Genomic DNA, 24,981 nt, shown 5'->3' on the forward strand with positions numbered 1-24,981 from the left:
TTTACCTAACGGTTAGGCAGGAATTTCGAAGGGTCGACAGGCTTGCCCTGCTGGCGAATTTCAAAGTGCAGCTTCACGCGGTCGGCATCGGAATCGCCCATTTCGGCGATGGCCTGGCCTTTGTTGACGTTCTGCCCTTCCTTCACCAGGATGCTGCGGTTATGCGCATATGCCGACAACAGACTATTACTGTGCTTCACGATGACAAGATTACCATAACCACGGATTCCGCTCCCGGCATACATGACTTTTCCCGCACCGGCCGCCACCACCTGCTGGCCCGCCTTGCCGGCGATATCGACGCCCTTGTTCTTGCCTTCGTCGAAAGTGCCGATGACCTTGCCTTCGGAAGGCCACATCCAGCTGATCTTCTCATCGCCAGGCGCCGCTGCTGCAGGCGCTGCCGCAGCGGCCGCCGGTGCGGCGGCGACAACTGCTGCCGGTGCTGGCGCAGGCTTGACGTCGGCACTGCCGCCATCGGCACGCAACTCGGCCAGGGTGGCGTCGGAATACGCGCGCTTTTCGCCGCGCGGCCCGGTTTTCTTCGGCACGACGGGCGCGGCCGGCTTGATTTCCGTCACCGGCGGCATGACGATGGCCGATGTTTGCGCGCCGCCCGTGTCGCCATTCGGCGGCAGCACGCGCAATACCTGGTCGACCTTGATGTCGTTCGGGTTGCTCAAGTCATTCCAGGCCACCAGGTCGCGGTAATTCTGGCCGTGCTCCAGGGCGATGCGCAACAGGGTGTCACCGCGCTTGACCGTGTAATAGGCCGGGTCGCGGTCGCGCGGATCGCTGGCGGCGGCGCTGCTGCTCGATGGATGGCGCTCCACGACGGGTGCCTGGACACCCGTGGTGCCGCAACCGCTCAACAGCGCGGCCAAGGTGATGCTACATAGAAGTATGTTACTTTTCTTAATCATTCGCATGTAATTGTATGTCCTGCTTGCTAGCTGATCCGGGGATCATATGGTGCCCGGGCGCAAAGGTACGAAATGGCAGTCTTCCAGGGTCTGGCTGGTCCATTCCATTTTCCCCACCCGGGTAATGAGTTGTAAGTGTTGCAATTTAGCCCCCACCGGCGCAACCAGACGCCCGCCGGGCGCCAGCTGCTCCAGCAGGGCTTGCGGGACTTCCAGGCCGGCTGCGGCAAGGATAATCCCGTCGAAGGGCGCCGCCTGCGGCAAGCCAAGCATACCATCTCCGTACTGCAAGCGCAGATTTGACACGCGCAGCGGACGCAGATTGGCCTTCGCCAGCTCGTGCAGGGGCCGGATGCGCTCGATCGAATACACCTCCTTCGCCACCAGCGACAGCACCGTCGCCTGGTAACCGCAGCCCGTGCCGATCTCCAGCACGCGCTGCAAGTTGCCGCCCTGGCGCATCACTTCGATCATGCGTGCCACGATATACGGCTGCGAAATGGTCTGATGATGGCCGATGGGCAAGGAAGCGTCGATATACGCCTGCGATGCCAGCGCCTCGTCCATGAACAGATGGCGCGGCACGGCTTGCATAGCGTCGAGCACCACCTGGTCCTTGACGCCCTGTTTCGCGATGCGCGCCACCATGGCCCGGCGTACTGCCTCCGACACCAGCGGATTTTGCCGTGGCGGCGACAGCACCGCCGGCTGCGCCCGCTCATTGGCGATGGCCTGGGCCCGCGACGGCGCGATGGGCAGCGTGGCAGCGTGGTACGGCGCGCCTCCCCTGGCCGCATTTTGCGCCGCATTTTGCGTCGCCGTCTGCGGCGTGGCAATGCGCGACTGCGCCAGCGACTGCCCCCCGCCCGGCCTGACGGGCTTGCCGGCCAGCGAATCGAGGGTAAGGGGGAAGGTACGCGGCTTGTCAGTCATAGTGAGCGGTCATGCCAGGCCTTGTGCCAGTGCATCGAGTTGGGTGGTATGGGTCAGGTCGATCTGCAGCGGCGTGATCGAGACTTGTCCATGTTCAACGGCGTAAAAATCCGTGCCCGGCCCGCCTTCCTTGGCGGCGCCAGCGGGGCCGATCCAGAAGATTTCACGGCCACGGGGATCGAGGGCGCGGATCACGGGCTCGGCCGAATGGCGCTTGCCCAGCCGCGTGGCCGCCAGGCCTTGCAGTTGTTCGTATGGAATGGCGGGGATGTTCACATTCAGCAAATACGGTTTCTGCAGGGCGTCAAACTGGCGCTCGACGATTTCCCGCGCCACGCGGGCGGCCGCGTCCAGGTTGGCCCAGCCAAACTGCGACTGGGAAAAGGCGATGGCGGGAATGCCGAACAGATAGCCTTCCGTGGCGGCTGCCACGGTGCCCGAATACAGGGTGTCGTCGCCCATGTTGGGACCGTTGTTGATGCCGGAGACCACCAGGTCGGGGCGCTCGATGAGCATGCCCGTCAGCGCCACGTGCACGCAGTCGGTGGGCGTGCCGTTGACAAAATAAAAGCCGTTGGCCGCCTTGTGCACGGACAGGGGCCGGTCCAGGGACAGCGAATTGGACGCGCCCGAACGATTGCTGTCGGGCGCCACCACGACGATTTCCGCAATGGGCGCGAGCGCGTCGGCCAGGGCCGCCAGGCCTGGCGCCAGGTAACCGTCGTCGTTACTGATAAGAATTCTCATAACGAGATTTTACCTGAAGCAATGCCAACACTGCGCGTGCCACGCACCGAATGGCAGCATTATTTATGCTGCCGCGCTGACTTGGCGCAAGGCGTCAGCGCGGCTCGATGCCCGCTTCCGATAACGCCCCTTCCAGCGCCTGCACTTCATCCTCCTGCAGGGCCAGCAAGGCATTCAGATCACCTTGCAATTTATACATTCTTTTCAGCTGCGCCATGCCGCGCCTGCGCAGCTTGCCCGGTACACCAGGGCGCAGCAGACAGGACTTCAAATGGTCGGCCAGTTCGCCCGCCTGCGCATACTGTTCGCGCTCTATCATGCCTTGCAACATCGAGATCATGCTGGCCAGGGTGTCCGGCTCGGCCACGTCCTGCCCGCTGGCGCGGCCGGCCAGGATGGTTTGCTGCAAATGCCGGGCGCCGTCCAGCACGCTGTCCGCATGCCCCGTGACGGGCGCATTCAGCAACCGGTCGCTGCCGCTGAGCACCGCGTCCTCCAGCAGGCGCGCCGCCTCGCTGTCGCCCTGCTGCTGCAGGGTCCCGGCCAATTGCTTCTTGCTTTGCAAGGTATCAAGGTGGTCTTCGCCCAGCAGGCGCGCATGCACTTCCAGCACCTGCTCCTGCACGCTGCGCGCCGCATCGAGCTCGCCACGCCGCAACAGCGCCTCGGCCAGCTTGCGCTGGCTCATCAGGGTTTCAGGATGGTCGAGCCCGTGCGTGCGCTCGCGCGCCGCCACCTGGTCTTCGTGCAGCTGGCGCGCGCCCGCCCAGTCGCCCTGCCCGGCCACGATATCGGCCAGCAAGTCGCGCGTGGCCAGGGTGGCCGCATGGTCGCTGCCCAGGCGCCGCTCCTGCACCTGCAGCACGGCGGCGAGCAGGCGCCGCGCGCCTTCCAGGTCGCCTGCGCGCCCCAGGGCCTGCGCCAGGGCCAGCTTGCTGCGCAAGGTGTCGCCATGCTCGGCGCCAAACAGGCGTTCGCGCGCCGCTACCACCGTGCCCAGCACTTGCTGCGCCTGCGCCAGCCGGCCCATGCGCAGCAAGGTGGCGGCGCGGCCATCCATCGCTTCCAGGGTCAGCGGATGCTCGCCGCCCAGCTGGCGCACATAGCTTGCGAGCACGGTATCCTGCAGCAGCAGCGCCGCCGCCAGTTCGCCCTGCAGCAACAGGGTTTGCGCCAGGCAGGCCCGGGCGGCCAGGGTGTCGGGATGCTCGCTGCCCAGCACGCGCTCGCGCACGTCGAGCACGTCCTCTTCCAGAAAGCGGGCTTCATCGAGCTTGCCCAACTGGCGCAGCAGGCGCGCCATGCCGCTCTTGCACGCCAGGCTGTCGGGATGTTCCTCACCCAGCAGGCGTACGCGGATCTCGACACTCTGGCGAAAGGCATCGAGCGCCTGCGCGCTGCGCTCCTCCTTGCGGTACAGCTCGCCCAAGCGGGCCAGGTCGCGCGCCAGCGGCAGGGCCACGGCGCGGCCCGGTTCGAGCAACAGGGCCTGGCGCGCTTCACTGATGGCGCCCAGCAAGGCGATTTCACGGCTCGATTGCCAGGGGAAGTAGCCGCCCGTCAGCCAGTGCAAAAAAGCTTCAAAGGTGCGCGTGAGGGAAAAGCGGTCGCCGCCCTGGTCGATGCGCACGGCCAGCTGCTCGCCATAGGCAAAGGTTTTCGTCTGCTGCAGCTGGACTTCGTCGAAATAGCTGTCGAGGGCAATCTGCGACAAGCCGTAGGAAGTGCGCAGCAGGCGCTCGAACAGGGGCTGGAAGCCGGCGATGCCCTTGTGCGCGTCGCCGCGGCGCCACTCGGCGCGCTGCGCCCCATCGCCCATTTCTATACGCGAGGGCAAGGGGTAGACCAGCAGCGGACGCTGTTCATCTTCATGGCTGCGGCGGTACTCGATGGCCCGCGTGACGAGCGCATCGACGCCTTCCAGGCTTTGCCGGTTCGGCGTGAAGACCACCACCAGCTTTTTCGGCAGCAAGGTGGTGCAGATGCCGGCGCTGTCCGTGCGGCCCGTGCGCGAATCGACCAGCACGTAGCGGAAATGCTGGGCCAGGGTATCGGCGAAGCAGCGGAACAGGGCCGGGCAGGTGTCGAACAGCTGATCCCAGCGCATCTGCGCCAGGCGTTCGCTGTAGCTGGCATCGAAACGGCCCGCGCGCATCAGGTACAGCGGGCTGCCCTGATCGACGCGCACCACGTATTGCTGCCAGTCGATGGCGTCGAGTACGCGTTGCGCCAGTGCCGCATCGTCGCGGCCGACATCTTCGCGCCCCCTGGCCTGCCCGCCGCCGCGCGCCCCCGCCGTTTCCAGGCTGATGCGCTCGAGCTGCTGGCGGCACGCCTCGAAGAACTCGAGCACGCCCGGCCGTTCCTCGTGCTGCTCGAAATAATGGTGCAGGCCCGGCGCTTCCATGTCCCAGTCCAGCATCAGCACGGGCACGCTGGCGTTTTCACGGCGCGCCAGCAGGACGGCGATGTTCGACAGGGCCATGGTGCGGCCGGTACCGCCCTTGTAGGAATAGAAGGTGACGACTTCGCCAGGGGCGCTCAAAGGCGGCAGGGAGAGGCGTTGGCATTCCATGACAGGACCTTTTACGTGATTAACGCGGAAAGTGGGGAGTCGGAATGGCGCGCCATTCCGGTGGAATAGCGGGCAACACGAAACGGCTGCAATCGTGGCCGGGCGGTGTCGACCGCTTGAGCAAGTGGTAATGCGTGGCGATGCGCTGCACGATGCGGTCGATGTCGGGCAGGTATTGCGGATTCGACTTCAGGTCGCCGCTGGCCAGCGTATAGCCGGAGAAATCGACGTACAGCCCCGACTCCGTGATTTGCGGCGGCAAGCCGTCCGGATGGCGCGTCATGATGATAGGGATGATCAGGTGGCTGGGCAGCGCATACCAGGCGCGCCGCTCCTGTTCGATTAGTTGCATGGCAGCAAATTCACGCCGGGTATAGCCGTGTGCTTCATATTTGGGCGTGTACAGCACGATCATGCAGACGCTCTGGCACATGGCGCGCGCCACGCGCAGGTCGATATCGTCGCCACCGCCCAGCTGCTCGCTGTCGATGAACAGCACTTCTTCACGGTCGAGGTGAGGTTCCAGATAGCAAGCCAGCGCCTCGATGAGATCATTCTTGAACTTGTTCATGAACGCATATTGGCCGTGTGCATAGCTCAAGAAACAGCCGTAGCGGATCTCCATGGCATCCCCCTGTTCCCCGTGCGGCCCTGCCAACGCCGCGCCTTCATCCTGCAAGGCATGAGCTCACTGTAGCCCCCCCGGCAACAGCTCAGTTTGCGCTGGCGCAAAGATGTGTCTGGCGTCCTGGACACAGCAGAAAAAGCCAGAAACTGGCATGATCACGCCCATTTCTGGCATGGCAGGCGCACAGGCAAGCGCCGCACAGGAAGCGCAAGGGCTTGATAACAAAAGGAAATATGCCGGCGCGCAACTGGCGCCGGCAATGAAGACTTAAGCGCCCTTGGCGGGCAGGTTGCGGAAGAACTCCACCACTTCGTTGGTGTCGCGCGTGCGCTTGAACGGTGGCAGGCTTTGCCAGATGCGCTTGCCGTACGGTTTGGAAATGAGGCGCGGATCGCAGATCATCAGCACGCCGCGGTCGCCCTCGTCACGGATCAGCCGGCCTGCACCCTGCTTCAGGTTGATGATGGCTTCCGGCAGCGAATGGTGCATGAAGCCGTTCTTGCCCTGTTTTTCCATCACTTCGATGCGCGCGGCCAGCACGGGATCGTCGGGCGGCGCGAACGGCAGCTTGTCGATGATCACCAGAGAGAGCGCATCGCCGCGCACGTCGACGCCTTCCCAGAAGCTCTGGCTGCCGATCAGCACGCCATTCCCGGCGGCGCGGAACTGGTCCAGCAATTCCGTGCGGCCCTTGTCGCCCTGCACGAACAGGGGGTAGTTCAGGCCCCGCTGCTTGAATTCGTCGGCCAGGCGCTCGGCCGCGCGCTTGACGGCGCGCAAGGTGGTGCACAGGAAGAAGGTGCGCCCGCCCGCCGCCTCGATGATGGGCAAGGCGCAGTCGATGACGGCATCCGTGTAGCCCAGCGAGTTCGGTTGCGGCAGGTTTTGCGGCACGAACAGCAAGCCCTGCTGGCCATAGTCGAAGGGGCTCGGCCAGGTGTGCGACGGTTCGCCCGTCAAGCCCATCTGTTCCGAAAAATGCTTAAAATCGTTCTTCACGGCCAGGGTGGCGGACGTGAAAATCCAGCTGCGCGGCGTGCCTTCGCGCTGGTTGTTGAAGATCGGGGCGATCGACAATGGTGTTTTATGCAACTGCAGGGAGCTGGAAAACGCCTCCACCCAGAACACGGCTTCTTCGCCGGCCGCGACCTTGGCCTTCGGATCGAACTTCCAGCCGCTCAGCTGCTGCGCCAGCTCGACGCCGCGCACTCTGCACTGCTCCAGCGTTTCCGCCCGTTCCGCCTGGGTTTCCAGCACGGCCACCATGCCGTCAAGCTCATCCTTGAGCGTGTCCAGCGCGGGGAAAAAGTCGCTCGACGGGGCGATTTGCGGCAGCGACAGGCGCACGATATCCTGCGGGAAGGTCAATCGCAGGTCGCGCGCCGCCTTTTCCACCACCGTCACCGTCTTGGCCCAGTCGATGCCGCGCGCGTGCGCCAGGCCCTCGGCCAGCACGTCGCGGCACAGTTCCAGGATTTGCGAGGTCGACACCGTGTTACCGAAGAACAAAGTGGCCGTATCGGGCAACTGGTGCGCCTCATCGAAGATGATGGTGTTGGCCGACGGCAGCAATTCCGCCACGCCCGTGTCCTTCAGGGCCACGTCGGCGAAGAACAAGTGATGGTTGACCACCACCACGTCGGCCTGCTGGGCTTCCTTGCGGGCCTTCATGACGAAGCAATCCTGGTAATACTGGCACTCGGCGCCCATGCAGGTGTCGCGCGTGGACGTCACCAGGTTCCAGATCATGGCGTTTTCCGGCACCTTGGCCAGTTCCGCCTTGTCGCCGGAACTGGTCATCTTGATGAAGCGCGAGATTTCGCGCAAATGCCCCACGTCGTCGCGCGAGGTCATGCGCCCGTTTTGCAGCGTGCGTTCCAGGTGATAGTGGCAGACGTAGTTCGAGCGGCCCTTCAGCAGTGCCACGGAGACAGGTGCCTGCAGCGCGGCGCGCACGGTGGGGATATCGCGCAGGAACAATTGGTCCTGCAAGTTCTTCGTGCCGGTAGACACGATGGTCTTGCCGCCCCACATCAGGGCCGGCACCAGGTAGGCGAAGGTTTTACCCGTGCCCGTGCCCGCCTCGGCGATCAGGGTGGTCTGGCTGTCGATGGCATGCGCGATGGCCTTGGCCATTTCCGTTTGCGAACGGCGCGGCTTGTAGCTGCCCACGGCGGGACCGAGCGGGCCGCCCGCGCCGAACAGGCGCTCGATGTCGGCATCGTGCTTGCCAGGGGCCGCCTGGGGTTCGGCTGGCAGACTGGCGTGCAAATCGGCAGGCTGGCCATCTGGGTTTACAGGCAATAAATTGTGGTCGGTCAAAATATACTTAAGTGAAGGCTGGACTGGACGCTACTGGCGCCCATCAGGCGGGAACGTCGGGCACCAACTGCATTTTCAGCAAGGTGATGTGATCCTTCAATTGCAATTTGCGCTTTTTCAGGCGGCGCAGCTGCAGCTCGTCATGGTGACCATCGAGTATCAGCAACTCGATGACGGCATCAAGGTCGCGGTGCTCCACGTTGAGTTCAATCAGGCGCCGCTCTATTTGCTGTGCATCGCTCATGTGTTGCGTTCCAGGCAGTGTTGGTAACAGGCGCGCGCAACGTACGCAGGCAGCCATTGACGCCGGCATCACCGGCAAGTGCGTAGTTTAACCTGCCGCGCGCCTTAGGGCACGCCATTTCCGGCATGCCCCGCGCACGGCAGTCTTAATTGACTGGCGGCACAGGCACAGCAGCCGCTGGCGTGCTGGCAGCAGATGCGGCCGCCTTGGCAGCCTTGGCCTGCGCCTCGGCCTGGCGCTCGGCCAGGCGTTGCGCCACGCGTTTCTGGCGCGCCACGGCGTCAGCCTGCTTGCGCGCATAGTCTGCCTCGCGGGCCGCACGGCGCGGCGCTTCGGCGGCTGCGGCAGCGGCTTGCTTCGCCAGCTTCGCCGCTTGCGCAGCCTCGCGCTCGGCAAGGCTCTTGCCTTCCGGCTTGGGCGGCGCCGGCTCGGGCGTGACCACTTTCACGGGTTTGGGCATGGCCGCAGTGCGCTGCTCGGCGTCCAGGCGCGCATCTTCCTGCGTCCTGGCCAGATCGATATCGCGCAGGCGCACGGATTCGGCCCGCTTGAAGTAATTGGCTTCCGCGTCGACGGCGCGCAGGCGCACGAGGATCAGGCGGCGCTTTTCCTTGGCCTGGTCCAGGCAGTTATTCACGAAAAACTTGTCGTAGCACTCCAGTTCGCGCGCGGCAAACTCATTTTCGGCCGCCTCGCGCTCGCTGGCTGACTGCTTCAGCTTGGCGTCCGCTTCTTCCACCGACAAGGTCGCGGGCACCTGCGGTGCCCCAACCTCATCCAATGCTGCGGCACCCTGGTGTGCGCAGGCGGACAATGCCAGAGCCAGGCCCAGCGCCGCACCCAGCTTGTATAGTGTATTTGCCATGATGTTCATTATCCCTGCCTCAAACGATCGCGTCGGCCGCGCCGCGCTGTTCTTTTTCCATGTATTCGCGCGATTGCATCTCGATGATACGCGAAACGGTACGGTGAAACTCGTTGGCCAGCATGCCGTTCGTGTACAGCTGCTCTGGCGCCACTTCGGCCGACATGATCAGCTTGACCTTTTGATCATAAAACACGTCGATCAGCCAGGTAAAGCGGCGCGCTTCGGACGACTGCGCCGCCGACATGGCCGGGATGCCGGACAATATCACCGTATGAAAGCGGCTGGCGATTTCCAGGTAATCATTTTGCGAGCGGGGTCCGCCGCACAGGGTGGCGAAATCGAACCAGATGATGCCGCCGGCGCGGCGCAGGCAATGGATTTCGCGGCTCTCGATGCGGATGTGCGCATCTTCATCGGCCGTCTCGGCGATGCGCGTGTAGGCATCGCGCAGGGCCTTGTCGGTGGCGGCGCCCAGCGGCGTGTAGTAACTTTCCACCTGTTCCAGCGCGCGGCCGCGGTAATCGACGCCCGCGTCGACGTTCATCACGTCGAGCTTGTCCTTCAGCAGCGCGATGGTCGGCAGCATGCGGTCGCGGTGCAGGCCGTCCGGATACAGCAGGTCGGGATCGTAATTCGAGGTCATGATGAAGGACACGCCATTGGCGAACAGGGCCGACAGCAAGTTGTACAGGATCATCGCGTCGGCGATGTCCGAGACGTGGAATTCATCGAAGCAGATCAGGCGGTATTTTTTGGCGATACGCTTGGCCACTTCGTCGAGCGGGTCGGCCACGCCTTTCAATTCGTCGAGCTGCTGGTGCACACCGCGCATGAATTCATGAAAGTGCAAGCGCGTCTTGCGCACCACGGGCACGACCGAGTAAAAACTGTCCATCAGGAACGATTTGCCGCGCCCCACGCCACCCCACATGTACACGCCTTTCGGCACGGCAGGACGGTTCAGCAGGCGCTTGAAGGTACTCGAGCGCTGGCCCTTGTAGGCCACCCACTCGTCATAGCACAGTTGCAGGCGGTCGACCGCGCGCCGCTGGGCGGCATCGGCCTTGAAATCGCGCTTCTGCAACGCGTGCTGGTAAAACTCTTCAACGTTCATGGGATTCGATTCAACAGGGATTCTTGACATAGCGCAAACGGGCCGGCAAGGCAGAAACTGCTTTGCCGGCCCGCTGCGAAGTACCGTAGCGCTTAGAAGTTCAGCGTACGCTTATCGACGGCCAGTGCCGCTTCCTTGGTCGCTTCCGACAAGGATGGATGCGCGTGGCAGATGCGCGCGATGTCTTCGGCCGAGGCCTTGAATTCCATCGCCACGACGGCTTCGGAAATCAGTTCGGAGGCCATCGGGCCGACGATGTGCACGCCGAGGATTTCATCGGTGGTCGCATCGGCCAGGAATTTCACCATGCCCGAGGTATCGCCCAGCGCGCGCGCACGGCCATTGGCCATGAACGGGAAGGTGCCGGCCTTGTAGGCGATGCCTTCGGCCTTCAGGGTTTGCTCGGTCTTGCCGACCCACGCGATTTCCGGCGAGGTGTAGATCACCCAGGGAATCGTGTTGAAGTTGGTGTGACCATGCTGGCCGGCGATACGCTCGGCCACGGCAACGCCTTCTTCTTCCGCCTTGTGCGCCAGCATCGGGCCGCGCACGACGTCGCCCACTGCCCAGACGTTCGGCAGGTTGGTCTTGCAGTCGCCGTCGACGGCGATGAAGCCGCGTTCGTCGAGCTGCAGGCCGACCTTGTCGGCACCCAGGCCATTCGTGTTCGGCGTACGGCCGATCGAGATGATCAGTTTGTCGAACACGGCTTTTTGCGCTTCGCCCTTGGCGTCCACGAATTCCACGGTGACGTCTTTCTTGCCTGGCGTGATCGCGCCGATCTTGCAACCGAGGTTGATCTTCAAGCCTTGCTTGATGAACAGCTTCGACGCTTCCTTGGCGATCTGCTCGTCGACAGCGCCCAGGAAGACCGGCAGGCCTTCGAGCACGGTGACGTCGGAACCCAGGCGGCGCCAGACGCTGCCCATTTCCAGACCGATCACGCCGGCACCGATGACGCCCAGCTTGGCTGGAACGGCGTCGATGGTCAGTGCGCCCGTGTTCGACAGGATCAGTTTCTCGTCGAATGGTGCGCCCGGCAATTCGCGTGCGTTCGAACCCGTGGCGATGACCACATGCTTGGCCGTCAGGGTTTCGTTGGCTGCGCCCGTCACGCTGATGTCATACGTGCCAGCGGCGGCGGCAGCGAAAGCGGCGCGGCCGTGGAAGAAGGCGATCTTGTTCTTCTTGAACAGGTACAGGATGCCGTCGTTGTTTTGCTTGACGACGGTGTCTTTGCGCTTGAGCATCTGGCCCAGGTTCAGCTTCAGGCCGGCAACGTCGATGCCGTGCTCGGCGAAGCTGTGGCCCGCGTGTTCAAAATGCTCGGACGATTGCAGCAGCGCTTTCGACGGGATGCAGCCGACGTTGGTGCAGGTACCGCCAGGTGCGGCGCCGCCCTTGGCGTTCGACCACTCGTCGACGCAAGCGACGGAAAAGCCCAGCTGCGCTGCGCGGATGGCGGCGATGTAGCCGCCAGGGCCCGCGCCGATGACCACTACGTCAAATTGTTTAGTACTCATGTTTTGTTATTCCAATCTCTTCGTCTGGTACGAAAATCCACAATAGAAGGTAAATCACCACGCCGAAGCCGAAGGTCAATGTAAACAGGACGAAAACCAGGCGCCAGATCCACGCTTCCATGCCGGAAGCGCGACCCAGGCCGCCACAGACGCCACCGAGCCAGCGGTCGTTGCGCGAACGGCGCAGGCGGTTGAATTCCTGCACCAGATCGTTCGACGGACCGGATTCGGAGGGACTGTCCGATTTGTCCAGGTTGATATTGCTCAGGAGCTTGGCTTTCGCTTGCGCGAATTCCGCGTCGCTCAGGGCACCTGCCAGGTGCAACTCGTGCAGACGCTTGATTTCTTCAGAGACGTTCATGGGAATCCTCTTTCATTGAGATCAGCCAGCTGCGTCTTCTGGCAAGGGGTATCAGCTACATTGCCCCGGCGGCGACGCCGGGGGACTACGGTGCTTACAGGTCCAGCAACAGGCGTGCAGGATCTTCCAGCGCTTCTTTCATCGCCACCAGGCCCAGGACGGCTTCGCGGCCGTCGATGATGCGGTGGTCGTAGGACATGGCCAGGTAGTTCATCGGACGCACCACGATCTGGCCGTTTTCGACCACGGCGCGGTCCTTGGTCGCATGCACGCCCAGGATGGCCGATTGTGGCGGGTTGATGATCGGGGTCGACAGCATGGAGCCGAAGGTGCCGCCGTTCGAGATCGAGAACGTGCCGCCCGTCAGGTCGTCCAGGGTCAGCTTGCCTTCCTTGGCTTTCGCACCGAATTCACCGATTTTTTTCTCGATGTCGGCGATCGACAGCTGGTCCGCATTGCGGATGATAGGCACGACCAGGCCGCGTGGCGAACCGACAGCGATGCCGATGTCGAAGTAGCCGTGGTACAGGATGTCGTTGCCGTCAACGGAAGCGTTGATGATCGGGTATTTTTTCAGCGCGGCGACGGCGGCCTTGACGAAGAAGGACATGAAGCCCAGCTTGACGCCGTGCTCTTTCTCGAACTTGTCCTTGTACTTGTTGCGCAGGTCGATGACCGGCTGCATGTTCACTTCATTGAACGTCGTCAGGATGGCGTTCGTCGATTGCGATTGCAGCAGGCGCTCGGCGATACGTGCGCGCAGGCGGCTCATCGGCACGCGCTCTTCCGGACGGTCGCCCAGGCTGGCGATGGTCGGCGTGGCGACTTGCTGCAGCGCTGGCTTGGCAGCGGCTGGCGCCAGTGGCGCGACAGCTGGCTTGGCGGAAGCGGCCAGGGCGTCGCCCTTGGTCACGCGGCCGTCTTTGCCGGAACCGGCGACGTCGCCAGCGGACAGGCCTTTTTCGGACAGGATCTTGGCAGCGGCAGGCATGGCGACATCGCCTTTGGTCGCAGCGGCTGGTGCCGACGCGTTAGCGGTGTCTTGCGCGGCGGCAGCCAGGGCTGGCGCAGGAACAGCGGATACTTCCATCGGGCTGACCTTGGCCGAGCCGTCGGTATCGATGATGGCGATGACTTCGCCGGCGACGACGGTGGCGCCGTCAGCCTTGATGATCTGCACGATCACGCCAGCGGCAGGCGCCGGCAGTTCCAGCACCACTTTATCGGTTTCGATATCGATCATGTTTTCGTCGCGCGCGACTGGCTCGCCGACTTTCTTGTGCCATGCCAGCAGGGTCGCTTCTGCAACCGACTCCGACAACTGGGGAACTTTGACTTCGATTTGTGCCATGTAAAACTCCGTTTATTTTGTTATTGCGGCGCTGCCCCTGCGTAGCAAGGGCGGCGCTCCGTCATGATGTATGCGAGCAGGCGCCATGCATACACATGGCGCCCCTTACCCTGCCACTTACTTGGTCAGGATAAAACCCTTCAGCTTCGAGAATGCCGTTTCCAGCAGATCTTTTTGCTGGGCGTAGTGCTTGTCATAGTAACCGACAGCAGGCGACGCCGAAGCAGGACGGCCGGCGTAAGCCAGACGCTGACCCGATTCCAGGCCTTCGAAGATGTTGTGCTGGATCTGGAACCAGGCGCCCTGGTTTTGCGGCTCGTCCTGGGCCCATACGACTTCGACCAGGTTCGGGAACTTCTTCAGTTCAGCAGCGAACGACTTGTGCGGGAACGGATACAGCTGTTCCAGGCGCACGATGGCCGTGTCGGTCTGGCCGCGTGTCTTGCGTGCGTTGACCAGGTCGTAGTAGACCTTGCCCGAGCAGGCGACGACGCGCTTGACTTTCTTGGCATCGATTTTGTCGTCGACTTCGCCGATGACGGTCTGGAAACCACCCTTGGACAGGTCGGTCAGCGGCGAACCGGCATCCTTGTTGCGCAACAGCGACTTCGGCGTCAGGATGACCAGCGGCTTGCGGAACTGGCGCACCATCTGGCGGCGCAGCAAATGGAAGATCTGCGCAGCCGTCGTCGGCTGCACCACTTGCATGTTGTTGTCTGCGCACAGCTGCAGGAAACGCTCCGGACGCGCGGACGAGTGCTCAGGACCCTGGCCTTCGTAACCATGCGGCAGCATCATGACCAGGCCCGAAGCGCGGCCCCACTTCACTTCGCCGGAGCTGATGAATTGGTCGATCACCACTTGCGCGCCGTTGGCGAAGTCGCCGAACTGGGCTTCCCAGATCGTCAGGGTGTTCGGTTCAGCGGTCGAGTAGCCGTATTCGAAGGCCAGTACGGCTTCTTCGGACAGCACCGAGTCGATGACGGTGAACGGCGCCTGGTTGTCCGACACGTTTTGCAGCGGAATGTAAGTACCTGCATCCCAACGCTCGCGGTTTTGATCATGCAAGACGGCGTGGCGGTGCACGAAGGTGCCGCGGCCGGCGTCCTGGCCCGTCAGGCGGATGGCGTAGCCGGACGATACCAGCGAAGCGTAGGCCAGGTGTTCGCCCATGCCCCAGTCCAGGTTCATTTCGCCACGGCCCATGGTGCCACGGTCGCCCAGTACTTTTTCAACCAGCGAGTGGACCTTGAAGTCTTCCGGCACGCTGGTGATGCGGCTGGCCAGGCGTTTCAGTTCCGTCATCGGCACGGCGGTGTCGGCCGAATCGGTCCATTTCTTGTTCAGGAACGGCAGCCAGTCGACGGCGTACTTGTTCTTGAAGTTCGAGATGACAGGATCGACGGTATGCTTGCCGGCGTCCATGGCGTCGCGGAAAGCGGCCACCATCTTGTCGCCGCCATCGGCAGGGATCACGCCTTGTGCTACCAGCTTGTCCGCGTACAGCTTGCGGGTGCCTGGATGCTGGCCGATCTTCTTGTACATCAGTGGCTGCGTCAGTGCCGGCGTATCTTGCTCGTTGTGGCCAAGCTTACGGTAGCAGATGATGTCGAGGACGATGTCCTTCTTGAATTCCATGCGGTAGTCGAGCGCGATTTGCGTCGCCAGCACCACGGCTTCAGGATCATCGGCATTGATGTGCAGGACCGGTGCTTCGATCATCTTGACGACGTCCGAGCAGTACAGGGTCGAGCGTGCATCGCGCGGGTCCGAGGTGGTGAAACCGATCTGGTTGTTGATCACGATATGCACCGTGCCGCCCGTATGGTAGCCACGGGTTTGCGCCAGATTCAGCGTTTCCATGACCACGCCCTGGCCGGCGAAAGCGGCATCGCCGTGCACCAGGATAGGCAGCACTTGCGCGCCCTGCGCATCGCCGCGGCGATCCATGCGGGCCTTGACGGAACCTTCGACCACAGGGTTGACGATTTCCAGGTGCGACGGGTTGAACGCCAGCGACAGGTGGACCGGGCCGCCTGCGGTGGAGATGTCCGACGAGAAGCCTTGATGGTACTTCACGTCGCCGGCAGGCAGGTCGTCGCCATGCTTGCCTTCGAATTCTTCGAACAGTTCCTGTGGCGCCTTGCCCAGAGTGTTCACCAGTACGTTCAGGCGGCCGCGGTGGGCCATGCCGATAACGATTTCCTGCACGCCTTTTTCGCCGGCGCGCTGGATGGTTTCATCCATCGAGGCGATGAAGGTTTCGCCGCCTTCCAGGGAGAAGCGCTTCTGGCCCACGTAACGGGTGTGCAGATAGCGTTCCAGGCCTTCAGCCGCGGTCAGGCGGTCGAGGATGTGGATTTTTTTCTCTGGGGTGAAATTCGGGGTGGAGCGGATCGATTCCAGCTTCTCTTGCAACCAGCGCTTTTCGGCCGGATCGGAGATGTACATGAATTCGGCACCGATCGAACGCGTGTAGGTGTCGCGCAGATAGTTGAGCAGATCGCGCAGGGTGGCGGTCTCGGGGCCAAAATAGGTATTGCTGATGTTGAACACGGTGTCCATGTCCGCGTCGGTGAAACCGTAGAAGCTCGGCTCGAGCTCAGGGATCATCGGGCGTTCCTGGCGTTGCAGTGGATCCAGATTGGCCCAGTGCGAACCGAGGTAGCGGTAAGCGGCGATCAGTTGCGTTGCAGCAACACGCTTGCGGCCCATTTCAGCATCGAAGGAAGCGGTCACTGTACGGATCGGACCTGCTTTTGCGCGCTCGGCGAACGAGGCGACGACGGAGGCATGCGCCACGTCAGGCTTGTTGCTGCCATCGACTGCAGGCACATGCTGCATGGCGTCGAAATAGGCGCGCCAGTTGTCCGGTACCGAACCTGGGTTATTGAGATACGCTTCGTACAGATCTTCCACGTACGGAGCATTCCCACCGAACAGGTAGGAGTTGGACGTAAATTGTTGCATCATATTGCTCACCTTTCTTCGCGCTTCGCGAGATTAGCGGGTTAATCTAACCTTCCGCGACACGGCCTGACCGGTTAGCGGATTGCACATCAAGTTGTGGGGAAGGGCTTTTTTCTTGCGCCAGCATTCTGCATACCGTCATTTAGAATAGCACGCGGTATTGTAACGCAACAACTGCAAGTTGAATTTATTTGGCAAGCAAATGTAAGCTTGGTGCTTGATTTTCCCGGGCTTGCCAGCCTGTTACTGTTGTGCTTCCGGCACTTTCACGCCCGCGCTGGCGTGCCGCTTGCGCCCGACTGGTCTGCCAGATGACGGCGCCGCCGCGATGGCCGCCAGCCAATCGGCATCGCCGGCAAACCAGTCCACCAGGAAGTCGAGCATGGTGCGCAGCAGCGGCGACATGTGCTGGCGCGAGGTATAGATGCCGTAGATGCCCATGTCCTGCGGCTGATAGGCGGGCAACAGTTCCACCAGTTGCCCGCTGGCGATCAGCGGCGCGGCCGAATAGCGCGGCTGCATGGCGATGCCGGCCCCCGCCACCGTCGCCACCAGCAGCACCAGCGATTCATTTGCCGACAGGCGGCCGCTGACGGGGACAGTGAGCGCTTCCCCGTCGTGCGTGAACTGCCATAAGCTCTTGCCGAAATACGTATAGGTCAGGCAGTTATGCAGGGCCAGATCCTCCGCCCGGCGCGGCGTGCCGTGCGCCGCCAGGTACGATGGTGCAGCGCACACCACCGAGGCGCAACTGGCCAGCTGGCGCGCGATCAGGTTCGGTTCGAGCGCGTTCGTGATGCGGATCGCCAGGTCGATGCGCTGCTCCACCAGGTTGACGGCGCGGTTCTCCATCTGCAGGTCGACAGCAGCGCGCGGGTAGCGCCGCAGGTAAGCGGTCACTGCCCCAGCGAGCGCCGTCTGCGCCAGCGATTGCGAGCAAGTAATGCGCAGCAAGCCGTGCGGCGTGTCGATTCCCCCGGGCGAGGCAACGGCCATGGCGCCGGCCACTTCCAGCATCTGGCGGCAGCGCGCCAGGGTCGCTTCGCCCGCATCCGTCAGGCTCAAACGACGCGTGGTGCGATGCAGCAGACGCGCCCCCGCCCACTGCTCCATCTCGGCCATGTAGCGCGTCACCATGGCACGCGACATAGCGAGCGCCTCGCTGGCAGCCACCATGCTGCCGCGTTCGGCAATGGCGACAAATACTTGTGCGGCGGTGATGCGGTCCATGCGGATACTCCCTTGATTCATCCGATCCATGCAACTAAGTATTGCAATCTACCCTATTTGTCGCATTTGGTCGAAAGGATAATATGCAGCAAGAGTATCGAATAGCGAAAGAATCCTATGCTGGCACGCGCCACCCTTCCTTACCGCACGCTGGAAACCTTCCAACTGGACGTGCTGGGCTGCGCACCCTCCACCTCAATACTGTTGAGCGGCGTGGCGGATGCCATCCTGATCAACGCCCAGTTCCTGCGCAACGATGCGACGCAGTTAGCGCACACCATCGCCGCCAGCGGCAAGCGCCTGACCACCATCTATATCAGTGCGGCCGAACCGCAAGCCTATTTCGGCCTGGGCGTATTGCAGCAAGCCTTTCCGCAAGCCCACATCCTCGCCAGCGGCGCCACGGTCGAGGCGATCCGCCGCCAAGCCGGTGCCAGGGTCGCCCACTGGGGCGGCATCCTCAAGCACAATGCGCCGCGCCGCATCGTCATGCCCCAGCCCTATGAGGGCGACAGCCTGCAACTGGAGGGCCGGCACATTGCCTTGCGCCAGCTGGAAGCGGCATTCAACTGACACCCCGCGTCTTACAAGGCAGCCAGGTAGCGTTCATACGCTTGCGCGCTGCGCGCCAGCCGCTCGGCATAGCCCACCTCCTTCGGCCCGTCTTCCGCGCCATAAAAGGCAAAGAAGCGGCGCTTGTCGGCGCCGATATACGCCAGGGTGACATCAAACGGCGCCAGCAGCTGCGCCAGGGTGACGCTCCACTTGCCTTGCGGCGTGAAGTCCTGCTGCCGGATGCCGGCCGTGACGGCCAGCGCCACCTTGCGGCCCTGGAAGGCATCGCCGCCCGTGCCGTAAGCCCAGCCATACGCCAGCACCTCATCGAGCCACTGCTTCATCATGGGCGGACAGTTAAACCAGTACACGGGGAACTGCAAGACCACATTGGCGTGCGCCTCCACCAGCGCCTGTTCGCACGCCACATCGATTTTTCCTTCCGGATAAGCCTGGTACACATCATGAATGGTGTAACGGTCAGGATACTGCGCCAGTTCCTGCAGCCAGCGCTTGTTGGCCACCGACGTGGCGATCGAGGGATGGAAGACGATTACGAGGGTTTTCATCATGCTGCTCTCCTGAAGTGAAATGGATGCACCGGCCCCACACTCTCAGGAAAGCAGGCAAGCCGGTACCCTGCCCCGTGGCGCGCAGCATGTGGCCGCGCGCCTGCAAAGACAGAAACAGCATAGCCATACCGGGTACTTTTCACAAGTACGCACATTGACTGCTCATACAGGAAGAAAGGTAAGTAATCTGGCGATGAACAGCCCCTCGGGCATGCACATGCGGGTCAGACTGGCTGGTGCCGCTCGCCCCACTCGCACAAGGTATGCAGCACGGGGATCAGCGAGGCGCCCTTGCTGGACAGCGAGTATTCAACCTTGGGCGGCACTTGCGGATACTCCTTGCGGACGATCAGCGCATCGGCCTCCAGCTCCTTCAGCACGACGCTGAGGGTCTTGAAGGCGATGCCGCCGAGATGGCGCTTGAGTTCGTTGTGCCGCAGCACCGTATTTTCCGCCAGCGCGTACAGGATCAGCATCTTGTATTTGCCACCGATCAGCGACAAGGTGTAGCCAAATGCCGTATCGCCGAGGGCCACGCCACCGGGGGCGCAGGTTTCTTCATTCATCGCGTTGTGCTTCCTGTTGATCCAGGGGCTGAGCATAACAGCCCGGCATAAAAAAACGGGCCGAAGCCCGTTTTTGTTTGCTCGATACCGCTCTGGATTAACGCTTGTCCAGTGGCAGTACTTCGCGCGTCGTCGAACCGACGAACAGCTGGCGCGGACGGCCGATTTTTTGCTCTGGGTCGGCGATCATTTCGTTCCACTGGGCGATCCAGCCGATCGTACGGGCCATAGCGAAGATACCGGTGAACAGCGACACCGGGATGCCCAGCGCCGATTGCACGATGCCCGAGTAGAAGTCGACGTTCGGATACAGTTTGCGCGATACGAAGTAGTCGTCGTTCAGTGCAATCTTTTCCAGTTCCATCGCCAGCTTGAACAGCGGATCGTCTTGCAGACCCAGTTCTTGCAGCACTTCGTAGCAGGTTTCACGCATCAGCTTGGCGCGTGGATCGAAGTTCTTGTACACGCGGTGGCCAAAGCCCATCAGCTTGACGCCGGAGTTCTTGTCCTTGACCTGCTCGATGAAGGCAGGGATGTTCTCGACGGTGCCGATTTCTTTCAGCATGTTGAGTGCCGCTTCGTTGGCGCCGCCGTGGGCAGGGCCCCACAGGCAGGCGATACCGGCAGCGATACAGGCGAACGGGTTGGCGCCCGACGAACCGGCCAGACGGACGGTCGAAGTCGATGCGTTTTGCTCGTGGTCCGCGTGCAGGATCAGGATGCGGTCCAGAGCGCGCACCAGCACGTCGTTAACCTTGTACTCTTCGCACGGATTGGCGAACATCATGTGCATGAAGTTGGCGCTGTACGACAGGTCGTTGCGTGGGTACACGAACGGCTGGCCGACCGAGTACTTGTAGGTCATGGCGACCAGGGTTGGCATCTTGGCGATCAGGCGGATGGCCGACACTTCGCGGTGATGCGGGTCGTTGATGTCCAGCGAATCGTGGTAGAACGATGCCAGCGCGCCGACGGTGCCCACCAGGACCGACATCGGATGCGCGTCGCGGCGGAAGCCACGGAAGAAGAATTGCATCTGTTCGTGCACCATCGTGTGCTTGGTGACGGTGTCGACGAACTTGGCTTTCTGTGCCGCGTTCGGCAGTTCGCCGTTCAGCAGCAGGTAGCACGATTCCATGAAGTCGGCGTTGACGGCCAACTGTTCGATCGGGTAACCACGGTACAGCAGCTCGCCCTTGTCGCCGTCGATGTAGGTGATCGACGAGTTGCAGGCGGCCGTCGACATAAAGCCTGGGTCGTAGGTGAACTTGCCGCTACCGGCGTACAGTTTGCGGATGTCGATGACGTCCGGGCCAACCGTGCCTTTGTAGATTGGAAATTCAAGCGATGGGCTGCCATCGGAGAACGACAGGGTAGCTTTTGTGTCAGAGATATTCATGGGCTCTTCCTTCTCGGGAGTGAGTCGAAATAAAAAATCAAAAATTCTGGCTGCAATTCGCACCGCACTCGGCAGTGCTACAGCGCGCCACTCGCACCGTTTGCAATATATCGCCCAGGCGTCTAGGCAATGCGCAGTCGTTGCAGCAGTGCGCGCACATGCGGCAGATCGACTTCGCCTTCCGGCTCTTTACGGGCCAGTACCAGATCCATTAACGCATTGTCCGATAAATCCAGCAAACGCGTCAGCGCGTCAACTTCTTCATCGGTCAATTCGGTTTCATACGCATCGAGAAAACGGGTCAGGATAATGTCGTTTTCCAGCAAGCCACGGCGTGAACGCCAGCGCAGGCGGGCGCGGTTGGCCGGGTCGGCCTGATGCGAGGACAAAATTGATTCTGTCATTTGGTTTACCACTTTACGTACTGCTTTGCAGGCGCCGCCTGCAGGCAAGAGAGGATACCCTCTTCCCGCAAACGGCGCCCGGCGGATGCGATCAGACGAATCAGATCGCGCGGCGGACCATCAATTCCTTGATCTTGCCGATCGCCTTGTTCGGGTTCAAGCCTTTCGGGCAAACGTCGACGCAGTTCATGATCGAATGGCAGCGGAACAGGCGGTACGGGTCTTCCAGGTTGTCCAGACGCGCGCCGGTGGCTTCGTCGCGCGAATCGGCGATGAAGCGGTAGGCTTGCAGCAGGCCGGCCGGGCCGACGAATTTGTCCGGATTCCACCAGAACGACGGGCACGACGTGGAGCAGCATGCACACAGGATGCACTCGTACAGGCCATCGAGTTCTTCGCGCTGTTCCGGCGACTGCAGGCGTTCTTTTTCAGGCGGGATCGAATCGTTGATCAGGAACGGCTTGATCGAATCGTACTGCTTGAAAAATTGCGTCATGTCGACGATCAGATCGCGGATGACCGGCAAACCTGGCAACGGACGCAGCACGATAGGCTCCGACAGTTCGTTCAGGTTGGTGGTGCATGCCAGGCCGTTCTTGCCGTTGATGTTCATCGCGTCCGAACCGCACACGCCTTCACGGCACGAGCGGCGCAGGGCCAGCGAGTCATCGACGTCCGCCTTGATGCGCTGCAGTGCGTCGAGCAGCATCTTGTCGGTGTCTTTCAGTTCGACCGTCAGGTCTTGCATGTACGGCTTGGCATCCTGGTCAGGATCGTAGCGGTAGATTTTGAATTTGAGAGTGCGTGCCATGGTATAGCCTTAGAAAGTACGTGGTTTCGGTTTGAAGGTATCAACCGTCAGCGGCTTGGTCACGACTGGCTTGTATGCCAGTCGGTTGCCTTCCGAATACCACAGAGTGTGCTTCATCCAGTTGTCGTCGTCACGCTGTGGATAGTCGTCCTGGGCGTGGGCGCCGCGCGATTCCTTGCGCGCCGCTGCCGAAACTATGGTCGCTTTCGCCGTTTCGATCAGATTGTCCAGTTCCAGCGCTTCCACGCGGGCCGTGTTGAAGACCATCGATTTATCCTTGAAGGAGACGTGCTTGCGGCGCTCGTCGAGCTTCATGATTTCTTCGACGCCCTTGTTCAGCATCTCGTCGGTACGGAATACGCCGCAGTACTTCTGCATCGTTGCGCGAATGTCGTTCGCCACGCCCTGCACGGTTTCCGTGCCGGTCGAGTTTTCCAGGCGCGCCAGGCGGCCCATGGCAAATTCGGCAGCGTCGGCTGGCAAAGGCTTGTTTTCCTTGGCTTTCAGGCCGCTATTGACGATGTGGTTGCCGGCCGCGCGGCCGAAGACCACCAGGTCGAGCAGCGAGTTCGTGCCCAGGCGGTTGGCGCCGTGCACCGACACGCAGGCGCATTCGCCGATCGCGTACAGGCCGTTGACGACTTTCGCCGAATTGTCCGGACCGGTCGGGGTGACGACCTGGCCGTGGATGTTCGTCGGGATACCGCCCATCTGGTAGTGAATCGTCGGCACGACAGGAATCGGTTCCTTGGTGGCGTCGACGTTGGCGAACTTGTGGCCGATTTCCAGGATCGACGGCAGGCGCTTGGCGATGGTGTCGGCGCCGATATGACGCAGATCCAGCATCACGTGGTCCTTGTTCGGACCGCAGCCGCGGCCTTCCTTGATTTCCTGGTCCATCGAACGCGAGACGAAATCGCGCGGTGCCAGATCCTTCAGGGTCGGCGCATAGCGCTCCATGAAGCGTTCGCCTTCGCTATTGATCAGGATGCCGCCTTCGCCGCGCACGCCTTCGGTGATCAAGACGCCCGCGCCGGCCACGCCGGTCGGGTGGAACTGCCAGAATTCCATGTCTTGCAGCGGCAGGCCGGCACGTGCCGCCATGCCCATGCCGTCGCCGGTGTTGATGAAGGCATTCGTCGAGGCGGCGAAGATACGGCCTGCGCCGCCCGTTGCCATGACCGTCGTCTTTGCTTCCAGGATCATGCATTCGCCGGTTTCCATTTCCAGCGCCACAACACCGATCACGTCGCCTTCGGCGTCACGGATCAGGTCGAGTGCCATCCATTCGACGAAGAAGTGCGTACGGGCGCGCACGTTGCGCTGGTACAGCGTGTGCAACAGGGCGTGACCGGTACGGTCGGCTGCCGCGCAAGCGCGCTGCACCGGCTTTTCGCCGAAGTGGGCCGTGTGGCCGCCGAATGGACGCTGATAGATGGTGCCGTCAGGGTTGCGGTCGAATGGCATGCCGAAGTGTTCCAGTTCGTACACGACTTTCGGTGCTTCGCGGCACATGAATTCGATGGCATCCTGGTCGCCCAGATAGTCGCCACCCTTGACGGTGTCGAACATGTGCCAGAACCAGTTATCTTCGGCCATGTTGCCGAGCGAGGCGCCGATACCGCCCTGCGCCGCCACGGTGTGCGAGCGGGTCGGGAAAACTTTCGACAGGACTGCGACGTTCAGACCGGCTTCAGCCAGTTGCAACGACGCGCGCATGCCGGAACCGCCGGCGCCAACGATGACCGCATCAAAGCGGCGGGTAGGAATTGCAGATTTATATGCTGCCACGATTACACACTCCAGAGTATCTGCACCGTCCAAGCGGCACAAGCGATCAACCACAGCATGGTGGCAATTTGCAGCGTCAGACGGAGGCCAGCGCTTTTCACGTAGTCCATCCAGATGTCGCGTACGCCAACCCATGCGTGGTAAAACAGGGCGACGAAAGTCACCAGGCTGAACAATTTAAACCACTGCTGCGCGAACAAACCGGCCCAGCCTTCATAGCTGAAGTTGCTGCCGGTGAGAAAGGAAATCAGCAGGATGGCCACATAAGCCACCATGACGATGGCGGTGACGCGTTGCGCCAGCCAGTCGCGCAAGCCGTAATGGGCACCGACGACGAGGCGTTTCGGTCCGATGTTATTGTCTGCCATTAAAATACTCCAAACAGTTTCAAAGCGACCAATGCCGTCAACACCACGCTCACGACCAGTACGGACGTGGCGGTCTTGCGTGCCGAATCTTTTTCGATAGCAACGTGCACATCCATGAACAGGTGGCGGATGCCGGCGCAGAAGTGGTGCAGGAAGGCCCAGACCAAAGCCAGGGTGATCAGCTTGACGAACCAGTGCGAGGCGATGCCCTGGAAGTAAGCGTAGGACATTTCGGAACGCAAGCTCAGTTCCAGCATGTACAGGATGCAGGGCAGCAGGGCGAACATGATGAAACCACTGATGCGATGCAGGATCGAGACGATGGCGCCGACGGCCATGCGGTAGTTCGACAATTCGGTAACATGAATGTTACGGAATTCCGGCCGTTCTTTTTTTGGTACTTCTCTTACGGCTTCAGACATAACAAAAACCTCCCCTTGATAACTAAATATTGAAGCGAAGCCGCGATTTTCGCCGATTTTCGCAACCCACACCAATATCTATTGTTGCATATAACCAAAATGGTTTTTTACTACAAAATATCGCGCTACTTTCCGTAGTTCACGTAATTTAATTACAGAATCGCCGGCAAAGCACGGCCCGCCGGAGCGGGCCATGCTTTAGCTGCGCTTTCTGTTGTCTCCGCTGCCCGCCTTGCGGCAGGCATCTTGCAAGCGATGCACTTCAGCCTTGCTGCTTGTCCGGGTACCCGCAGGCGCCCCGCCG

General features: G+C 61.8%; 23 protein-coding genes. 1 reads left to right on the forward strand and 22 read right to left on the reverse strand.

From position 1 onward, the window contains the following. Window positions 1–5: 5 nt before the first annotated feature. The 14 genes from FJQ89_RS11105 to FJQ89_RS11170 form a co-directional block, all read right to left on the reverse strand. Window positions 6–923, reverse strand: a complete 918-nt coding sequence (locus FJQ89_RS11105; protein WP_141172752.1) for a peptidoglycan DD-metalloendopeptidase family protein — start codon at window positions 921–923, stop codon at window positions 6–8. 42 nt (window positions 924–965) lie between these two features. Continuing rightward, window positions 966–1,856: a protein-L-isoaspartate(D-aspartate) O-methyltransferase gene (locus tag FJQ89_RS11110; RefSeq protein WP_141170214.1), complete on the reverse strand. Its 891-nt coding sequence runs from the start codon at window positions 1,854–1,856 to the stop codon at window positions 966–968. Window positions 1,857–1,865: 9 nt separating this feature from the next. Then, window positions 1,866–2,603 carry a 5'/3'-nucleotidase SurE gene (gene surE / locus FJQ89_RS11115; RefSeq protein ID WP_141170215.1) on the reverse strand — a complete coding sequence of 246 codons (738 nt, stop codon included), beginning with the start codon at window positions 2,601–2,603 and terminating at the stop codon, window positions 1,866–1,868. A gap of 94 nt (window positions 2,604–2,697) precedes the next feature. Continuing rightward, on the reverse strand, window positions 2,698–5,178 hold the full coding sequence (locus tag FJQ89_RS11120) for a tetratricopeptide repeat protein (RefSeq protein WP_141170216.1): 2,481 nt from the start codon (window positions 5,176–5,178) through the stop codon (window positions 2,698–2,700). A gap of 19 nt (window positions 5,179–5,197) precedes the next feature. Beyond that, on the reverse strand, window positions 5,198–5,803 hold the full coding sequence (locus FJQ89_RS11125) for a toll/interleukin-1 receptor domain-containing protein (RefSeq protein WP_141170217.1): 606 nt from the start codon (window positions 5,801–5,803) through the stop codon (window positions 5,198–5,200). Window positions 5,804–6,073: 270 nt separating this feature from the next. Continuing rightward, complete coding sequence (gene yoaA, locus FJQ89_RS11130; RefSeq protein ID WP_423245203.1) at window positions 6,074–8,128, reverse strand: DNA repair helicase YoaA; 2,055 nt, start codon at window positions 8,126–8,128, stop codon at window positions 6,074–6,076. 43 nt (window positions 8,129–8,171) lie between these two features. Beyond that, complete coding sequence (locus FJQ89_RS11135) at window positions 8,172–8,372, reverse strand: YdcH family protein (RefSeq protein ID WP_034752051.1); 201 nt, start codon at window positions 8,370–8,372, stop codon at window positions 8,172–8,174. Between the two features lie 145 nt (window positions 8,373–8,517). Beyond that, on the reverse strand, window positions 8,518–9,237 hold the full coding sequence (locus FJQ89_RS11140; RefSeq protein ID WP_141170218.1) for a hypothetical protein: 720 nt from the start codon (window positions 9,235–9,237) through the stop codon (window positions 8,518–8,520). A gap of 19 nt (window positions 9,238–9,256) precedes the next feature. Beyond that, window positions 9,257–10,354 (reverse strand): cell division protein ZapE, encoded by a 1,098-nt coding sequence (zapE, locus tag FJQ89_RS11145; protein WP_141170219.1) that lies wholly within the window; start codon window positions 10,352–10,354, stop codon window positions 9,257–9,259. Between the two features lie 92 nt (window positions 10,355–10,446). After that, the gene (lpdA, locus tag FJQ89_RS11150; RefSeq protein WP_099762949.1) at window positions 10,447–11,877 is read right to left on the reverse strand and encodes a dihydrolipoyl dehydrogenase; all 1,431 of its coding nucleotides are present in this window, start codon (window positions 11,875–11,877) and stop codon (window positions 10,447–10,449) included. Further along, complete coding sequence (locus FJQ89_RS11155) at window positions 11,867–12,238, reverse strand: PspC domain-containing protein (RefSeq protein ID WP_141170220.1); 372 nt, start codon at window positions 12,236–12,238, stop codon at window positions 11,867–11,869. The genes lpdA and FJQ89_RS11155 overlap by 11 nt, the downstream gene beginning before the upstream one ends. Before the next feature lie 94 nt (window positions 12,239–12,332). After that, window positions 12,333–13,589, reverse strand: coding sequence for a 2-oxoglutarate dehydrogenase complex dihydrolipoyllysine-residue succinyltransferase (gene odhB, locus FJQ89_RS11160; RefSeq protein WP_141170221.1), 1,257 nt, complete (start codon window positions 13,587–13,589; stop codon window positions 12,333–12,335). 117 nt (window positions 13,590–13,706) lie between these two features. Then, window positions 13,707–16,562, reverse strand: a complete 2,856-nt coding sequence (locus FJQ89_RS11165; protein ID WP_141170222.1) for a 2-oxoglutarate dehydrogenase E1 component — start codon at window positions 16,560–16,562, stop codon at window positions 13,707–13,709. Between the two features lie 240 nt (window positions 16,563–16,802). Next, the gene (locus tag FJQ89_RS11170; RefSeq protein ID WP_141170223.1) at window positions 16,803–17,789 is read right to left on the reverse strand and encodes a LysR family transcriptional regulator; all 987 of its coding nucleotides are present in this window, start codon (window positions 17,787–17,789) and stop codon (window positions 16,803–16,805) included. 117 nt (window positions 17,790–17,906) lie between these two features. Between FJQ89_RS11170 and FJQ89_RS11175 the strand changes: the two genes are divergently transcribed. Then, a complete protein-coding gene (locus FJQ89_RS11175) occupies window positions 17,907–18,362 on the forward strand; it encodes an MBL fold metallo-hydrolase (protein WP_141170224.1) in 456 nt (151 codons plus the stop codon). An 11-nt stretch (window positions 18,363–18,373) separates the two neighbouring features. Here the strand turns inward: FJQ89_RS11175 and FJQ89_RS11180 are convergent, their stop codons facing one another. From FJQ89_RS11180 to sdhC, 8 genes are all read right to left on the reverse strand, one after another. Continuing rightward, window positions 18,374–18,916, reverse strand: coding sequence for an NAD(P)H-dependent oxidoreductase (locus tag FJQ89_RS11180; RefSeq protein WP_141170225.1), 543 nt, complete (start codon window positions 18,914–18,916; stop codon window positions 18,374–18,376). A gap of 224 nt (window positions 18,917–19,140) precedes the next feature. Further along, window positions 19,141–19,482 carry a winged helix-turn-helix transcriptional regulator gene (locus tag FJQ89_RS11185; protein WP_139089974.1) on the reverse strand — a complete coding sequence of 114 codons (342 nt, stop codon included), beginning with the start codon at window positions 19,480–19,482 and terminating at the stop codon, window positions 19,141–19,143. 97 nt (window positions 19,483–19,579) lie between these two features. After that, window positions 19,580–20,881, reverse strand: coding sequence for a citrate synthase (gene gltA, locus FJQ89_RS11190; RefSeq protein WP_071076256.1), 1,302 nt, complete (start codon window positions 20,879–20,881; stop codon window positions 19,580–19,582). A gap of 122 nt (window positions 20,882–21,003) precedes the next feature. Beyond that, window positions 21,004–21,285, reverse strand: a complete 282-nt coding sequence (locus FJQ89_RS11195) for an FAD assembly factor SdhE (RefSeq protein WP_034752073.1) — start codon at window positions 21,283–21,285, stop codon at window positions 21,004–21,006. A gap of 100 nt (window positions 21,286–21,385) precedes the next feature. Beyond that, window positions 21,386–22,096 (reverse strand): succinate dehydrogenase iron-sulfur subunit, encoded by a 711-nt coding sequence (locus FJQ89_RS11200; protein ID WP_034752075.1) that lies wholly within the window; start codon window positions 22,094–22,096, stop codon window positions 21,386–21,388. 9 nt (window positions 22,097–22,105) lie between these two features. Next, window positions 22,106–23,887, reverse strand: a complete 1,782-nt coding sequence (gene sdhA / locus FJQ89_RS11205) for a succinate dehydrogenase flavoprotein subunit (RefSeq protein WP_141170226.1) — start codon at window positions 23,885–23,887, stop codon at window positions 22,106–22,108. 2 nt (window positions 23,888–23,889) lie between these two features. Continuing rightward, window positions 23,890–24,255, reverse strand: a complete 366-nt coding sequence (gene sdhD, locus FJQ89_RS11210) for a succinate dehydrogenase, hydrophobic membrane anchor protein (protein ID WP_071076254.1) — start codon at window positions 24,253–24,255, stop codon at window positions 23,890–23,892. After that, complete coding sequence (gene sdhC, locus FJQ89_RS11215) at window positions 24,255–24,677, reverse strand: succinate dehydrogenase, cytochrome b556 subunit (protein ID WP_096236932.1); 423 nt, start codon at window positions 24,675–24,677, stop codon at window positions 24,255–24,257. The genes sdhD and sdhC overlap by 1 nt, the downstream gene beginning before the upstream one ends. Between the last annotated feature and the right edge of the window lie 304 nt (window positions 24,678–24,981).

It is taken from the genome of Janthinobacterium tructae (assembly GCF_006517255.1).
Lineage (GTDB): Bacteria > Pseudomonadota > Gammaproteobacteria > Burkholderiales > Burkholderiaceae_D > Janthinobacterium > Janthinobacterium tructae.

Bases quoted from the DNA above. Each gene is read 5' to 3' on its own strand.
- FJQ89_RS11105 (WP_141172752.1), bottom strand. From the start codon at position 923: ATGATTAAGAAAAGTAACATACTTCTATGTAGCATCACCTTGGCCGCG.
- FJQ89_RS11110 (WP_141170214.1), bottom strand. From the start codon at position 1,856: ATGACTGACAAGCCGCGTACCTTCCCCCTTACCCTCGATTCGCTGGCC.
- surE (WP_141170215.1), bottom strand. From the start codon at position 2,603: ATGAGAATTCTTATCAGTAACGACGACGGTTACCTGGCGCCAGGCCTG.
- FJQ89_RS11120 (WP_141170216.1), bottom strand. From the start codon at position 5,178: ATGGAATGCCAACGCCTCTCCCTGCCGCCTTTGAGCGCCCCTGGCGAA.
- FJQ89_RS11125 (WP_141170217.1), bottom strand. From the start codon at position 5,803: ATGGAGATCCGCTACGGCTGTTTCTTGAGCTATGCACACGGCCAATAT.
- FJQ89_RS11135 (WP_034752051.1), bottom strand. From the start codon at position 8,372: ATGAGCGATGCACAGCAAATAGAGCGGCGCCTGATTGAACTCAACGTG.
- FJQ89_RS11140 (WP_141170218.1), bottom strand. From the start codon at position 9,237: ATGGCAAATACACTATACAAGCTGGGTGCGGCGCTGGGCCTGGCTCTG.
- zapE (WP_141170219.1), bottom strand. From the start codon at position 10,354: ATGAACGTTGAAGAGTTTTACCAGCACGCGTTGCAGAAGCGCGATTTC.
- lpdA (WP_099762949.1), bottom strand. From the start codon at position 11,877: ATGAGTACTAAACAATTTGACGTAGTGGTCATCGGCGCGGGCCCTGGC.
- FJQ89_RS11155 (WP_141170220.1), bottom strand. From the start codon at position 12,238: ATGAACGTCTCTGAAGAAATCAAGCGTCTGCACGAGTTGCACCTGGCA.
- odhB (WP_141170221.1), bottom strand. From the start codon at position 13,589: ATGGCACAAATCGAAGTCAAAGTTCCCCAGTTGTCGGAGTCGGTTGCA.
- FJQ89_RS11165 (WP_141170222.1), bottom strand. From the start codon at position 16,562: ATGATGCAACAATTTACGTCCAACTCCTACCTGTTCGGTGGGAATGCT.
- FJQ89_RS11170 (WP_141170223.1), bottom strand. From the start codon at position 17,789: ATGGACCGCATCACCGCCGCACAAGTATTTGTCGCCATTGCCGAACGC.
- FJQ89_RS11175 (WP_141170224.1), top strand. From the start codon at position 17,907: ATGCTGGCACGCGCCACCCTTCCTTACCGCACGCTGGAAACCTTCCAA.
- FJQ89_RS11180 (WP_141170225.1), bottom strand. From the start codon at position 18,916: ATGATGAAAACCCTCGTAATCGTCTTCCATCCCTCGATCGCCACGTCG.
- FJQ89_RS11185 (WP_139089974.1), bottom strand. From the start codon at position 19,482: ATGAATGAAGAAACCTGCGCCCCCGGTGGCGTGGCCCTCGGCGATACG.
- gltA (WP_071076256.1), bottom strand. From the start codon at position 20,881: ATGAATATCTCTGACACAAAAGCTACCCTGTCGTTCTCCGATGGCAGC.
- FJQ89_RS11195 (WP_034752073.1), bottom strand. From the start codon at position 21,285: ATGACAGAATCAATTTTGTCCTCGCATCAGGCCGACCCGGCCAACCGC.
- FJQ89_RS11200 (WP_034752075.1), bottom strand. From the start codon at position 22,096: ATGGCACGCACTCTCAAATTCAAAATCTACCGCTACGATCCTGACCAG.
- sdhD (WP_071076254.1), bottom strand. From the start codon at position 24,255: ATGGCAGACAATAACATCGGACCGAAACGCCTCGTCGTCGGTGCCCAT.
- sdhC (WP_096236932.1), bottom strand. From the start codon at position 24,677: ATGTCTGAAGCCGTAAGAGAAGTACCAAAAAAAGAACGGCCGGAATTC.